Here is a 12,974-nt window from a genome sequence, read left to right as displayed (position 1 = left end):
ACTTACCGGCGGCGCTGATGCCGCCGGTGGACAGTTTGGAACTGCATCATGTTCGGATATCAATTCTACTGGTCGATCGTCTGGTCAGCATTGCCTCAGCTTCTTTCCGGAGCTTGGGTCAGTCTGCAGATCACCTTTCTTTCGCTTATTCTCGGTACGCTGCTGGCGTTGCCGATGGCAGTCGCGCGGCAATACGGGTCGGGATGGGCCTATCGGTTCTCGACCGCATGGGTCGAGCTCTCGCGCAACACCCCTGTCCTGTTTCAGGTCTATATGATCTATTTCGGGCTTGGTGCTCTGGGTGTGAACATATCGAGCTATCTATCGATCCTTGCCGCAATCTCATTCAACAACGCGGGCTATCTGGCCGAAATCTTTCGCGGTGGCCTCACTGCCATTCCACGCCAGCAGATGTCCGGTGCCCGGTCGCTTGGCATGACAAGCTTCCAAGGCTTCGTGCACATTATCTTTCCGCAGATGTTCAAAATCATCTTCTTTGCCTATGTGACGCAAGCGATCTGGGGCATGCTGAATACCTCCCTCGGCATGCTGGTGGGCTTGAAGGAGCTCGCTGGAACCGCGCAGTACGCGCAATCGGTCTCGTTCCGAACCTTCGAGTTCTTCATCGTCACAGCTGGCATCTATTACGCTATGGCCAAGTTGGTTCAGCTTTCAGCGCAGCTGGTCTTCCGGCTGATGTACAGGAGCTAACATGCAGTTTCAGTTCGCACATCAAGGCCTACAGTGGTCGGACAGCTATTTCATACTGATGGGGGCTGTGAACACGATCCGGCTCGCCGTCTGCGCCGCAGCGCTTGGAACGGTGCTCGGCATTTTCCTCGGCTGGCTCCGTGCTGTCTCCGCGACCGCACGCTTCATTACAGCGCCTTTCATTGATGTTCTGCGCTCCGTACCGATGGTCATCCAACTGATCCTGGTCAACAGCTTCTTGGCGATGATGGGATTTGGCACGTCACCCTTCTGGTTCGGCACGATTGCCCTGAGCGCATGGATGGCGGCTGTCACCGCAGAGGTCGCACGTGCGGCATTCATGTCGGTGCCCGAACCCTATCGCCGTGGCGCGCGCTCGTTGGGCATGACCTACCCGCAGGAGTTTCTGCACATCTCCATCCCGCTCGCCTACCGCGCCGGCTTGACGTCTTGGATCGGTCTGGTCCTCAGCCTCATCAAGGATAGCTCGCTTGCCGGCGTCATTGGCTACGTCGAATTCACCCGCAATGCACAGGCACTAATGACCAGGACACACGAGACCTGGTTACTGCTCTTTGGCATAGGGCTATTTTACTTCATCATCTGCTATCCTGTTTCTCGCTACAGCCGCTATCTCGAAAGAAAGGTTCTCGCATGATTGAGATCCGCAACGTCAAGAAGATTTTCGGTCCGCTGACCGTCATCGATGGCATCAATCTCGACGTCAATAAGGGCGAGCTGCTTTGCCTGATCGGCGCAAGCGGCTCGGGCAAATCGACGCTGCTGCAATGCATCAACGGCCTCGAGCCGATCCAGGGTGGCGAGATTATCGTCGATGGGATCTCGGTCCATGACCCGAAGACAAACATCAACCAGCTCCGTCGGAAACTCGGAATCGTCTTCCAGCAGTATAATGCCTTTCCTCACCTGACGGCTCTCGAAAACGTGGCGCTCGCGCCGCGCGTCGTTGCCAAGAAAAGCCGCGCCGAAGCGCGCAAGCTTGCACAAAAGCATCTTGATCACGTCGGCTTGGGAGACAAGGCAGGAACCTTGCCGTCACGCCTTTCTGGCGGCCAACAGCAAAGACTGGCGATTGCGCGAGCTCTTGCGATGGAGCCGGCCTACATGCTGTTCGACGAAGTGACATCGGCACTCGATCCCGAACTGGTAGGCGAGGTGCTGGAGACGATGCGCCTTCTGAAGACAGAGGGAATGACCATGGTTGTCGTCACCCACGACATTAACTTCGTGCGGGAATCCGCCGACCGCGTTGCCTTTCTCCACCAAGGCCAGGTCTGTGAAATCGGCACCGCCGAAGAGGTTATTGATAACCCTCAGAAGGAACAGACACAGAAGTTCCTTAGGCGCGAGAAGCGTGCGGCTGCAACGAGCCAAAGTTCCGCAGCCTGACGCTACAGAAACCCATCTATGTGTAAGGAGAAGTAACAGTGATCTCTTTTGATCTGACTGGTCGCACCGCGTTGATCACCGGCGCCGGTTCTGGCATCGGCCTTGAAGCAGCGCGCATCATCGCCAAAAGTGGTGGCAAGGTCGCCATCAATTTCCTTCCCGACGACACGCGGGGTCCAGCTGCAGTCGAGGCGCTGCGGAGCGAAGGCTTCGACGTCATTGCGGCACCCGGAGACGTCGGCGATGCCGCTGCCGCGCTGGCCATGGTAGAGCAGGCGATAAAGGATCTCGGTCACTTGGATCTTCTCGTCAACAACGCTGGCACACCTGGTGTCAAAACACCGATTCCGATCGCAGATCTCGACAGTATCAGCGAGGAATTGTGGGAGAACCTGCTCAACGTCAACTTGATGAGCGTCTGGCGCTGCTCGAAGGCTGCCGCCGAGGCACTTAAGGCAAGCAAGGGTGCCATCGTCAACACGGCGTCAATCGCCGGTCTCGGCGCTGTTGCAAGCACGCTGGTCTACAGCGGCTCCAAGGCGGCAGTCATCAACTTGACTAAAAACCTCTCCAAATCGCTGGCGCCAGACGTGCGCGTTAATGCAGTCGCTCCGGGTTCTGTCGACAGTTCGTGGGCCATTGAATGGTCCGACGAACGTCGCGCGAGCACGATCGCCTCGACGCCTCTGAAGAAGCTTTGCACACCATACGACGTCGCCGAATTGATCGTCTATCTTGGCTTCGCCGCGACCATGATCACCGGCCAGACGGTCAATATCGACGGTGGCGTTTACCTGTAAGTCGGCTAACGCCGGCAGAAACTCCTGAACTTAATGGAAGAAAGAGCATTGACCACTGAAATCGTAAAAGTAGCCTCCGGTAGCATTCTTGAAGAGAAGGAAGGCTATTCGCGTATCGTCGCTGTCGGCGATTGGATCTTTGTGTCACTGACGGCGGGCCGCGACTACAAGACCCGCGCGATGCCCGACACGGCTGTGGGCCAAGCTGAGCAGGCCATGAAGAATGTGGAAGGCGCCCTCGCATCGGTCGGCGCCTCGCTTGCAGATGTCGTACGTCGGCGGATCTTCATTCCCAACCAGGCCGATGTTCCTGATGTCATGGCCTACATGGGCGAAAAGTTTCGCGGGATCAATCCGGCAAGCTGCGTGAGCTGCGGTCCGCTGGGCGGGCCGGAATACCTTTTCGAGATCGAGATCACCGCATACAAGGGTGCAAGTCAGCTTCCCGAAAAGCGTATATCGATTTCTTTGTAGAGCAAAGATTGTATATCATCGACAATTGATCGTCCCTCATGTAAGGGACGATCATCAGACTTCGGGAAGTATCGACTGGACAGGATCGGTTCTTGAACGGCCTGATATGCCCCTGCTCGCTATCTAGTTAGCTCGGGCACTGTTCATTACGAGGAACATCGTGGCAAAGTCGACTTCGAAGAATGCACCGCTCGCCCCTATGACCAATATGGAGAGCACCGAGTTTGCCGCCGAGCAAATACGCCGCGCGATTATTTCAGGGCGTTTCAAGCCAGGCGACCGATTGATCGAGCAACAGCTTACCGACATGCTCGAGGTCTCCCGTCATCCCGTGCGCGAAGCGCTCCGTCTTTTGGCGCGAGAAGGCTTCGTCGAGCTCCGACGCAACAAGGGCGCGCTTGTCAGCGACGTCGACGCGGCTAGCGTCATTGAAGTCTATAATATCCGAATGGCGCTCGGAAAATTTGCCCTCGATTATCTCCTGACCGAAGATGGCCGCCTATCGGGCGTGGATCTCAAGAAACTCGAGAAGCTGGCCAATAATGCGGTGCGGTTTGCCGAGCTCGAAAACCAGACGGAAACCGTTCATAACGACCTTGAATTTCAGCAAGCGATCATCGAAGCGACCGAACTGCAGCGAACCATCCGCTACTTCTCCGAACTTACTGGAGATGTCCGCCGCTTCAACAATCTGCTCAAGGTCAAATACACCGACCGGAAGGGCGACGCTGAGCGCTACGTCATGAAGCTTTACGAAGCGCTTCGTGATCGCAACCTTGCCGAGGCGCAGGTCATCTGGCAGGCCAAGTTCAGCAAGGCGGCAGAACGATACCTTTCGCTGATCGCGCATACCCGGTCGGACGGCGCGGAGCAGCAGAGCTGAATTTTACTTCTGCTTTTCCAACAACGCGGCGCATTGCGGGCCTGTAAGAGGTCTGAGCTTTTCGCCGCGCAGCATCAAAAACAGCTTTGCCGTCTCTTCCAGTTCTTCCGTCGCATATTGCGCCTCGCGCAGCGTTTTGCCAGCAACCACAGGACCATGATTGGCGAGCAACACGGCATGGCTTTCGCGTGCGCGCTCCCGTACCGCTTCGGCCAGCGCAACGTCCCCTGGCGGGAAGTAGGGTGCCATCGGCAGCTTGCCGACCCGCATGACGTAATAGGCGGTCAACGGCGGAAGGATATCGTTTGGGTCAAGCCCGTCGATGACGCTGACGGCGACGGCATTCGTCGAATGCAGATGGACGACGGCACCGGCGCCCGCACGCTCGCAATACATGCATTGGTGCAGGAACGCCTCCTTGGTCGGCTTGTCTCCATCGACATGGACACCTTCGGCTGAAAACCTGGATAGGCGTGCCGGATCGAGAGCGCCAAGCGACGCATTGGTCGGCGTCATCAGTAAGTCGCCGTTACTCAGCCTTGCGCTGATATTGCCGGTCGAACCAAACGTGAAGCAGCGATCGAACAGTGATTTTCCCACGTCTACAATCTCATCGCGCAGGCGTGTTTCTTCCGACAGAATAGCCGTCATTTCAGGATCTCCCACGCTTTCGTAAAGAAGTCAGGTGCACCAAAATTTCCCGATTTCAGCGCAAGCGCCATTGGCTCGCCGTCGCCGAGCGTCAATGTCCATGGCACCCCCGGGTCAATCTCGGGGCCGATGAACAAGCCTGCAGGCGCAAGCGCGCCGACCACGGCTCCCGAGGTTTCACCTCCCGCCACGATCAAACGTCGAACGCCATTTTGGCGCATCCCGACCGCTAGCTGTGCCAGGAATTTCTCGATGACTTCCCCTGCCCTTTCCTGCCCAAGAGTCTTTTGGGCGGCGAGGACATCCTCTGGATCAGCGCTCGAATAGATCAGCGGAACCCTATCACTCTGCGAAAACGCCCACTCCAGTGCCTCATTCACCGTCACACGGCCTTCGGCGATGTCAAGTGGATCAAGCTTGAGCGTCGGCATTCCTGCGTCAATCGCCCGATCTATCTGTCCGCGAGTGGCTTGCGAACAGGAGCCAGCAAGAATAGCGGCGCGACCGACAGGCGGCGCAAACACATCGTCCCCATTGTTTTGATGCAGGAGGCCGAGACGCCTAAAATTGTTTGGCAATCCGAGCGCGATACCTGATCCTCCGGTGATCAGCGGAAAATCCGCGACAGCTTCACCGATCACACGCAAATCGTTGTCGCTAATCGCATCGACGACCACGACCCCTTCGCCGCGTTGTCTGGCTTCTGCAAATGCGCCGCCGACGGCAGCGGCGCCGCTGGCAACAATCTCATGCCCGACCAGGCCGACCTTCAGCGTGGATTGAGCTGCCATGAGGCGAACCAGGGATGAATCTGTCATTGGGGTAAGGGGGTGATGGCGCATAGGGCTATCCGACAGCAATTGGTCGCCGACGAAGAGATGCCCCTTATAGACCGTCCGGCGGTTCGCGGGAAAAGCCGGGCAGACAATTGTCAGATCCGCGCCCAGCTCCGCGACCAGCGCGTCCGTCACGGAACCAATGTTGCCCTTCGCGGTGGAATCGAAGGTCGAGCAATATTTGAAGATGATCTGACGGGCGCCCGACGCCTTCAGCCAAGCGAGCGCCTCAAGCGACATGCCGACGGCTTCCGCGGCCGGGTTTGTCCGCGATTTCAGAGCGACGACTACGGCGTCCGCGTCGCCGAAATCAAAATCCCTCGGCGGTACGCCAACCGTCTGCACTGTACGCATGCCCTCTCGCGAAAGCATCAGCGCCAGGTCGGTCGCTCCGGTCAAATCGTCGGCGATTGCGCCAAGCAGCATGTCATTTCTCCGTGGGTAGGGTTCCGCTCAAGCGGTAGCACCTTCAATGATCGAGAATCCGGTATCGATGGTCCGTGGCGCCTCAGGACGCTTCGGATCTTCGAGCAATATGTCGACAGCAGCCTTGCCAATGGCAAAGCGGTTGGAGAGAACGGTCGTCAGCGGCTTAGGCAGAGCCTGGCCAATTTCGAGGCCGTTGAAACCGATCAGCGCCAGATCGTCCGGCACCGCAATACCCGCAGCAAGACAATGCATGAAGCCGCCAACCGCCATGTCGTCATTGGAAAAGGCGACGGCGTCGATCTGCGCGCCATCGGCGAGGAGACGCGAAAGTGTCTTGCGTCCTTCGAGTGTCGAACTTGACTGATCAGTGCTGCACTCGGCTGCAAGCGGAAGGCCAGCATCCCCGAGGCCGTCGCACAGGCCCTGGTAGCGGATATATGCCCGTCGATCGGCTTCCCAGTTGTGACCGACATAGCCGATATTCTTGTAACCGCGCTGGACAAGATGGCGTGCCATTGCGCGGCCCGCTTCACGATGCGAAAGTCCTACGGCCAGATCGATCGGCTGACTGTCGATATCCATGAGTTCCGCCACTCGCACCCGGCTTCCTTCAAGCATTCGGCGTGCCTGATCCGTGTGATCGAACCCTGTGGTAATGACCGCCGCCGGCTGCCATGCGAGAAGCGAGGAGATCAGTTGCTGTTCAACTTCGAGGTCATAATCCGTCACTCCAATCATCGGCTTGTAGGACGTACCGTTCAAGCCGGCATTGATACCGCGCAAGAGCTCCGGGAAAACGATGTTTGACAGTGAAGGCAGGATGACGCCGATGATCAGCGAAGATGACGACGCCAGCGACCCGGCCGCGCGGTTCGGCACATAGCCGAGCTGCTCTATGGCTGCATTGACCCGCTTCCTCGTGTCGGGTGCGATGGAACCCTTGTTGCGGATTACTCGCGAAACTGTGTTCTCGCTGACATTAGCCAGCCGGGCCACATGCGCGAGCGTTGGCGTTGTCCCCGCAGCCTGCGGTTTTTCCGCCAAAGATGTGCCGTCGGTCGCCGGCCCGTGATCTGCCATCGGTCATTCTCCACATTTATCTCAGCGCTAACATAACTTGCTTGAAGAGATCAAGAGGATGTGCTTTTAAAGAGATGTTAGCGCTGAGATAGTGCTTCGTTTGTTCTATGAGAGGTATTCTTCATGTCACGCCAAACCACTGTTGCCGTTGTGGGCTTGGGCTCGATGGGGCTCGGAATGGCCCGCTCTGTCCTCAAGGCCGGCTGCCAGGTGCACGGTTTCGACATCAACTCCGAAGCGCTTGAAGCGCTGAAAGCTGCCGGCGGTATGGCCGCCGCCACGCCAGCAGAAGCTGCAACCGGTGCAGATGTTGTGGTTGTCGTCGTCGTCAACGCCGTGCAGACAGAGGCCGTGCTGTTCGGCGAAGACGGCATCGTATCCGCCATGAGGCCTGGCGCGGTGATCGTCTCTTGCGCCACGATTTCTCCTAGCCAAGCGAAGTCCTTTGCGTCGCGCACGCAGGCTGCCGGTCTGCTCTACCTCGACGGGCCAATCAGCGGCGGCTCCAAGAAGGCAAGTTCCGGCGAGCTGACTTTCATGGCTTCAGGATCTCAGGAAGCGTTCGAGGCGGCAAGGCCGGCTCTGGATGCAATGGCTGGGACGGTCTACACGCTGGGAGATCAACCAGGAGTCGGCTCGTCCTTCAAGATCGTCAATCAGTTGCTTGCCGGTGTACATATTGCAGCAGCCTGCGAAGCGATCACATTCGCGAAGAGCCTCGACCTCGACATCTCCCGCGTATTCGACGTCATTACCAAATCCGCTGGCAACAGCTGGATGTTCGAAAACCGTGTTCCGCACGTCTTGGAGGGCGATTACACGCCCCATAGTGCAGTGTCGATCTTCACGAAGGATCTCGGCATTGTGTCCGACATCGGCCGCGTTCAAAAATTCCCCCTGCCGATCACTGCGGCAGCGCTGCAACTGTTCATTATGACAGAAGCAGCCGGTATGGGCCGCGACGATGATAGTTCGGTCGCCCGCCTGTTTGCACAGATCGCCGGGCTTGAGCTGCCCGGCTTGACAAAGAAGGCGTAATTGATGCCGAAATTTGCTGCTAATCTGTCGATGATGTTCAACGAGCGCCCATTCCTGGAGCGCTTTGACGCCGCTGCCTCAGCCGGGTTCGGCGCCGTTGAATATCTGTTCCCATACGACTATCCTGTGGAGAAGGTGGCTGACTCTCTGCACTCGTCAGGTTTGAGGCAAGCACTCTTCAACATGCCGCCGGGAAGCTGGGAAGACGGCGATCGAGGGTTAGCGAGCCTTCCCGATCGACGTGAGGAATTCAAGGCCGCGCTCGCCAAGTCGATCACTTACGGGCGGGAGCTTAATACACCGCTCCTTCACATGATGGCGGGTATAGCACCTTCGAATGAGCCAAATGCCGTCGCATGCTATCGCGATAATCTGAAGAGAGCCGCCGACGCAGTCGGTCAGGTAGGTATCGATCTTGTGATCGAACCCATCAACAAGCGCGACATGCCCGGTTATTTTCTCAACGACTTCGACCGGGCGCTTGAGCTGCTTCAAGAGGTCGACATGCCCAACGTTAAACTTCAGTTCGACGTCTACCACCGGCAGATACTCCATGGCGACGTTATTACCGCTTTGAGGAGTATGGCTCCGCAGATCGGCCACATCCAGATCGCCGCTGTCCCGACGCGCCATGAGCCGCTGACCGGCGAGCTTAATGATCGCCGAATTTTCCAGGAAATCGATGCGCTCGGATACCTTGGATATGTAGGCTGCGAATACAGACCCGCGGCCAACACCGAAGACGGACTTGGCTGGATGAAGAAGCTTTAGGTTGCGACGGGAGGGGACGGCATGAAGTATACAGATTGGTTCGAGATCGTAGATCCGCGCTTTCGGGATCTGATACTACCGAATGTCCACGTAGATCATCTATACTCGGGTGGACGTTGGCTTGAGGGACCGGTCTATGTGCCGGCAGCGCGTCATCTGCTTTTTTCCGATATCCCGAACAATCGCGTCCTTCGCTACAATGAGTGTGATGATACGGTCTCCGAGTTCATGCGGCCCTCCAACTTCGCCAACGGACACACGCTCGACATGGAAGGCAGGGTAGTCGCATGCGAACACCAGACGCGCAGCGTAGTGCGATATGAGCATGATGGTTCGCGGACCGTCCTGGCCGACCGTTTCGAGGGCAAACGCCTCAACTCTCCGAACGACGTCGTCGTCGACTCTACTGGATCCATCTGGTTTACCGACCCGACCTACGGTATTTCGACGGAGTATGAGGGCGCTAGGTCGGACAGCGAAATTGGAACTCGCAACGTCTTCCGCCGCGACCCGGATGGTAGTCTCCATGCCGTGATCACTGACCTTGAACAACCGAACGGCCTTGCAATCTCGGCTGATCAGACGCGCTTATTCGTGGTCGATAGTGGCGCGAGCCCCGCCCGGTTAATCACCTACGCACTTTCGCAGAACAAGCTCCCGACCGAGGGACGTACCCTACGTGTCTGCGACACGGGCATGTATGACGGCTTCAGGCTCGACGCTCATGGCAACATATGGACGAGTGCCGGAGACGGTGTCCACTGTCTATCAGCGAACGGCGACCTTCTCGGCAAGATCTTGGTGCCTGAAACGGTTAGCAATGTGTGTTTCGGGGGCGCGATGCGCAACCGCCTCTTCGTAACAGCAACACGAAGCCTGTTTGGCGTCTATCTCAACACCAAAGCCAACGTCGTGTGAGGCAAAGCAAGAGATGTCTTCAATGAAAATACGTGTCGAGCGCGATTCACTTGGTAATGTTGACGTTCCTGCCGACGCCTATTTCGGCGCTCAGACCCAGCGCGCGACACAGAACTTCATGATATCGGGAACGCTGCAAAATAACCAAAAGCCGCTCATTAAAGCGCTTGGCATGGTCAAGCTCGCCGCAGTCAGGGCGAACAGAGCGCTCGGCGACATCGATGAGCGCCGTTTTGCGGCGATTGTAGCGGCTTGCGAGGAACTTATAGGGGGAGAGTTTGACGACCAGTTCGTTGTTGATGTGTACCAAGGGGGAGCTGGCACATCGGTTAACATGAACGCTAATGAGGTCATTGCGAATCGGGCGTTGGAGCACCTAGGCTTTCCAAAGGGAAGTTACGATGAGATCCACCCGAACAACCACGTTAATTTGTCACAATCGACGAATGACGTCTATCCAACGGCCATTCGACTTGCCCTGTTGGAAAGCAGCAAGGATCTCGTGCAAGCCTTAGATGATTTAGCCGCCTCTTTTGATCGCAAGGCGACAGAGTTCAGGAGAATTCTCAAACTCGGCCGCACACAATTGCAGGATGCTGTGCCAATGACGCTCGGCCAGGAATTTGGCGCTTTCGCAACCACGCTGAGAGAAGACATTGCCAGGGTGCGACAAGCCTCTGAGCTGATGCTCGAAATCAATCTAGGTGGCACCGCGATTGGCACCGGCATCACTGCAGACCCAAGATATTCGCGACGGGTCGTGGACGAACTCTCGTCGATTGCCGATCAACCCTTCGTGCTGTCCCAAAATCTCATCGAGGCTTGCTGGGATACTGGCGCCTTCGTTCTTTTTTCCGGGGTGTTGAAGCGAACGGCCACAAAGCTGTCAAAGATCTCAAACGACCTCCGCTTGCTATCGAGCGGTCCTCGCGGCGGTCTTGGTGAGATAGAACTGCCACACGTTCAGCCCGGATCGTCAATCATGCCGGGAAAGGTCAATCCGGTGATTCCGGAGGTCGTTAATCAGGTCGCGTTTCGCGTGATCGGATCTGACCTCACGGTGACGATGGCAGCCGAAGCTGGCCAGCTCCAGTTAAATGCGATGGAACCGGTCATCGTTCAAAGCTTACTGGAATCAATTGGCCTTTTGGTAAGCGCGATGCGCACGTTGCGGATCAACTGTATCGAAGGCATCAGGGCGAACACCGATATTTGCGAAAAACACCTGATGTCGGGAACTGCACTTGCCACCGCGCTGGTTCCCTTACTCGGCTATGATGTTTCCGCTGAGCTTGCAAAACAAGCGCTTAGAACTGGCAAGCCCCTGTCCGACCTGCTTAGGGAGCATGCTTCCTTATCGGATGAGGTTCTGGCACAGGTCTTTACTCTTGCCACTCTCGTTGCACCCTCCCGTCTGCGCCCCGCCGCCGAAATCCAGTTCTGAACCAAGTCAATTGGCCCAAACGCAAAACAGCCGGACCAATGGCCCGGCTGCTGTCATTTTCAGAGAGCGAACCTTAGAAGGTCGCCGCACCGCTGCCCCATGGGCCGTGGTGGAAGTCCTTGCCGTCGAGGCGATCGAAGCCGTGGGCGCCGAAGAAGTCGCGCTGTGCCTGGATCAGGTTGGCGGTGCCGCGGCCCTGGCGGTAGGCGTCGAAGTAGGTGAGCGCCGAGGTCAGCGCCGGAACCGGCAGACCAGCCTGCAGGGCGGCACCGACAACGCGGCGAAGCGCCGGCAGCGATTCCTTGACCATATCCGCGAAGGCCGGCGTCACGATCAGGTTGGCGACGTCAGGCGCCTTGGTGAAGGCCGAGGTGATTTCGTCGAGGAACTGCGAGCGGATGATGCAGCCATCGCGCCAGATCTTGGCAATGGTTGGCATCGGAAGCGACCACTTGAACTCGCGCGAGGCTTCCGCCATCACCGCGAAGCCCTGCGCGTAGGCGCCGATCTTGGCGGCGAACAGAGCCAGTTCCAGATCCTTGACGAGCTCAGGACCGTAAGCGACCGGGAAGTTGTATTCCGGCTTGCCGAAAATCTTCTCGGCGGCTTCGCGCTCGGTCTTCATCGACGACAGGCTGCGGGCGGCAACGGCCGCTTCAATTGCCGTTGCCGGAATGCCCATGTTTTGCGCCTCGATCGCCGACCACTTGCCGGTGCCCTTCTGGCCGGCCTTGTCGAGGATCATGTCGACCATCGCACCGCCGGAGATCGGGTCGGTCGCGGCCAGAACCTTCTCGGAGATCTCGATCAGGTAGGAGTTCAGGCGGCCCTTGTTCCAGTCGCCGAAGATGCCGGAGATGTCCTTGGCACTCTTGCCGAGACCGTCGCGCAGGACGCCGTAGATTTCGGCGATCATCTGCATGTCGGCATATTCGATGCCGTTGTGGATCGTCTTGACGAAGTGGCCAGCGCCGTCATTGCCGAGCCAGGCAACGCAAGGGTCGCCCTTGTACTTGGCGGCGATCGAGGTCAGCACCGGCTCAACGCGCTTCCAGCTATCTTCCGTGCCGCCGACCATGATCGACGGGCCGTGACGCGCACCTTCCTCGCCACCGGAAACACCCATGCCGATGAAGGTCAGGTCGGTGTCCTTGAGGCGGTCGAAGCGGGCGATCGTGTCGCGGAAGTTGGCGTTGCCGGCATCGATCATGATGTCGCCCTTGGAGAGATGCGGACGCAGCAGCTCCATCTGCTGGTCAACCGGCTCGCCGGCCTTGATCATGATGATGATCGGACGCGGCGGGCGGATCGCCTCGACGAATTCCTCGATCGTTTTGCACGGAATGATCTGCTTCTTCAGATCGCCGGCGCTTTCGTAGAACTCGTCCGTCTTGTCAGGCGTGCGGTTGAACACCGCAATCTTGTTGCCCTTTTCCGCGATGTTCAGAGCGAGGTTGGAACCCATGACCGCAAGGCCGATCAGCCCGATTTCTGCCTTTTCCATTACGTCTTCACCTTGGTGCTGTGCA

At 57.7% G+C, this 12,974-nt stretch carries 14 protein-coding genes; 10 read left to right on the top strand and 4 right to left on the bottom strand.

The window, feature by feature from the left end; genetic code table 11:
- Positions 1-48 precede the first annotated feature (48 nt).
- From ACODTZ_RS24690 to ACODTZ_RS24665, 6 genes are all read left to right on the top strand, one after another.
- Positions 49-711: an amino acid ABC transporter permease gene (locus ACODTZ_RS24690; protein WP_489028875.1), complete on the top strand. Its 663-nt coding sequence runs from the start codon at positions 49-51 to the stop codon at positions 709-711.
- Between the two features lies 1 nt (position 712).
- Positions 713-1,369: an amino acid ABC transporter permease gene (locus ACODTZ_RS24685; RefSeq protein ID WP_489028873.1), complete on the top strand. Its 657-nt coding sequence runs from the start codon at positions 713-715 to the stop codon at positions 1,367-1,369.
- Positions 1,366-2,121, top strand: coding sequence for an amino acid ABC transporter ATP-binding protein (locus tag ACODTZ_RS24680; RefSeq protein WP_489028871.1), 756 nt, complete (start codon positions 1,366-1,368; stop codon positions 2,119-2,121). The genes ACODTZ_RS24685 and ACODTZ_RS24680 overlap by 4 nt, the downstream gene beginning before the upstream one ends.
- A gap of 38 nt (positions 2,122-2,159) precedes the next feature.
- Positions 2,160-2,921: an SDR family NAD(P)-dependent oxidoreductase gene (locus tag ACODTZ_RS24675; RefSeq protein ID WP_489028869.1), complete on the top strand. Its 762-nt coding sequence runs from the start codon at positions 2,160-2,162 to the stop codon at positions 2,919-2,921.
- Positions 2,922-2,954: 33 nt separating this feature from the next.
- Positions 2,955-3,395 carry a RidA family protein gene (locus ACODTZ_RS24670; RefSeq protein WP_489028867.1) on the top strand — a complete coding sequence of 147 codons (441 nt, stop codon included), beginning with the start codon at positions 2,955-2,957 and terminating at the stop codon, positions 3,393-3,395.
- 160 nt (positions 3,396-3,555) lie between these two features.
- Complete coding sequence (locus ACODTZ_RS24665) at positions 3,556-4,278, top strand: GntR family transcriptional regulator (protein ID WP_489028865.1); 723 nt, start codon at positions 3,556-3,558, stop codon at positions 4,276-4,278.
- A gap of 3 nt (positions 4,279-4,281) precedes the next feature.
- Here ACODTZ_RS24665 and otnC read toward each other — a convergent pair whose 3' ends face one another.
- The 3 genes from otnC to ACODTZ_RS24650 are packed head-to-tail and all read right to left on the bottom strand — an operon-like array spanning position 4,282 to position 7,274.
- Entirely contained in the window at positions 4,282-4,929 is a 648-nt protein-coding gene (gene otnC, locus ACODTZ_RS24660; protein ID WP_489028863.1) for a 3-oxo-tetronate 4-phosphate decarboxylase, read from the bottom strand.
- Positions 4,926-6,191 carry a 3-oxo-tetronate kinase gene (otnK, locus tag ACODTZ_RS24655; RefSeq protein ID WP_489028861.1) on the bottom strand — a complete coding sequence of 422 codons (1,266 nt, stop codon included), beginning with the start codon at positions 6,189-6,191 and terminating at the stop codon, positions 4,926-4,928. Before otnK ends, otnC begins: the two co-directional genes overlap by 4 nt.
- 27 nt (positions 6,192-6,218) lie before the next feature.
- Positions 6,219-7,274 carry a LacI family DNA-binding transcriptional regulator gene (locus ACODTZ_RS24650; protein ID WP_489028858.1) on the bottom strand — a complete coding sequence of 352 codons (1,056 nt, stop codon included), beginning with the start codon at positions 7,272-7,274 and terminating at the stop codon, positions 6,219-6,221.
- Between the two features lie 123 nt (positions 7,275-7,397).
- On the opposite strand from ACODTZ_RS24650, the gene ltnD reads away from it, so the two are divergent.
- Genes ltnD through ACODTZ_RS24630 form a run of 4 tightly spaced genes read left to right on the top strand, consistent with a single transcriptional unit; the run spans position 7,398 to position 11,445 of the window.
- Positions 7,398-8,312 (top strand): L-threonate dehydrogenase, encoded by a 915-nt coding sequence (ltnD, locus tag ACODTZ_RS24645; RefSeq protein WP_489028856.1) that lies wholly within the window; start codon positions 7,398-7,400, stop codon positions 8,310-8,312.
- Between the two features lie 3 nt (positions 8,313-8,315).
- Positions 8,316-9,083 carry a 2-oxo-tetronate isomerase gene (gene otnI / locus ACODTZ_RS24640; RefSeq protein WP_489028854.1) on the top strand — a complete coding sequence of 256 codons (768 nt, stop codon included), beginning with the start codon at positions 8,316-8,318 and terminating at the stop codon, positions 9,081-9,083.
- A 21-nt stretch (positions 9,084-9,104) separates the two neighbouring features.
- Positions 9,105-10,001: an SMP-30/gluconolactonase/LRE family protein gene (locus ACODTZ_RS24635; protein ID WP_489028852.1), complete on the top strand. Its 897-nt coding sequence runs from the start codon at positions 9,105-9,107 to the stop codon at positions 9,999-10,001.
- Positions 10,002-10,014: 13 nt separating this feature from the next.
- On the top strand, positions 10,015-11,445 hold the full coding sequence (locus tag ACODTZ_RS24630; RefSeq protein ID WP_489028850.1) for an aspartate ammonia-lyase: 1,431 nt from the start codon (positions 10,015-10,017) through the stop codon (positions 11,443-11,445).
- Positions 11,446-11,518: 73 nt separating this feature from the next.
- Here the strand turns inward: ACODTZ_RS24630 and gndA are convergent, their stop codons facing one another.
- Positions 11,519-12,949 (bottom strand): NADP-dependent phosphogluconate dehydrogenase, encoded by a 1,431-nt coding sequence (gene gndA, locus ACODTZ_RS24625; RefSeq protein WP_018900641.1) that lies wholly within the window; start codon positions 12,947-12,949, stop codon positions 11,519-11,521.
- Positions 12,950-12,974 lie beyond the last annotated feature (25 nt).

This window comes from Rhizobium sp. FG113 (assembly GCF_057809895.1).
Note: the sequence above shows the minus strand (reverse complement) of the source record. Positions and strands in the feature narration are given on the sequence as shown.

Excerpts from the sequence above, each read along its gene's own strand:
- ACODTZ_RS24690 (WP_489028875.1), top strand. The coding sequence starts at position 49 with ATGTTCGGATATCAATTCTACTGGTCGATCGTCTGGTCAGCATTGCCT.
- ACODTZ_RS24685 (WP_489028873.1), top strand. The coding sequence starts at position 713 with ATGCAGTTTCAGTTCGCACATCAAGGCCTACAGTGGTCGGACAGCTAT.
- ACODTZ_RS24680 (WP_489028871.1), top strand. The coding sequence starts at position 1,366 with ATGATTGAGATCCGCAACGTCAAGAAGATTTTCGGTCCGCTGACCGTC.
- ACODTZ_RS24670 (WP_489028867.1), top strand. The coding sequence starts at position 2,955 with ATGGAAGAAAGAGCATTGACCACTGAAATCGTAAAAGTAGCCTCCGGT.
- otnC (WP_489028863.1), bottom strand. The coding sequence starts at position 4,929 with ATGACGGCTATTCTGTCGGAAGAAACACGCCTGCGCGATGAGATTGTA.
- otnK (WP_489028861.1), bottom strand. The coding sequence starts at position 6,191 with ATGCTGCTTGGCGCAATCGCCGACGATTTGACCGGAGCGACCGACCTG.
- ACODTZ_RS24650 (WP_489028858.1), bottom strand. The coding sequence starts at position 7,274 with ATGGCAGATCACGGGCCGGCGACCGACGGCACATCTTTGGCGGAAAAA.
- ltnD (WP_489028856.1), top strand. The coding sequence starts at position 7,398 with ATGTCACGCCAAACCACTGTTGCCGTTGTGGGCTTGGGCTCGATGGGG.
- otnI (WP_489028854.1), top strand. The coding sequence starts at position 8,316 with ATGCCGAAATTTGCTGCTAATCTGTCGATGATGTTCAACGAGCGCCCA.
- ACODTZ_RS24635 (WP_489028852.1), top strand. The coding sequence starts at position 9,105 with ATGAAGTATACAGATTGGTTCGAGATCGTAGATCCGCGCTTTCGGGAT.
- ACODTZ_RS24630 (WP_489028850.1), top strand. The coding sequence starts at position 10,015 with ATGTCTTCAATGAAAATACGTGTCGAGCGCGATTCACTTGGTAATGTT.
- gndA (WP_018900641.1), bottom strand. The coding sequence starts at position 12,949 with ATGGAAAAGGCAGAAATCGGGCTGATCGGCCTTGCGGTCATGGGTTCC.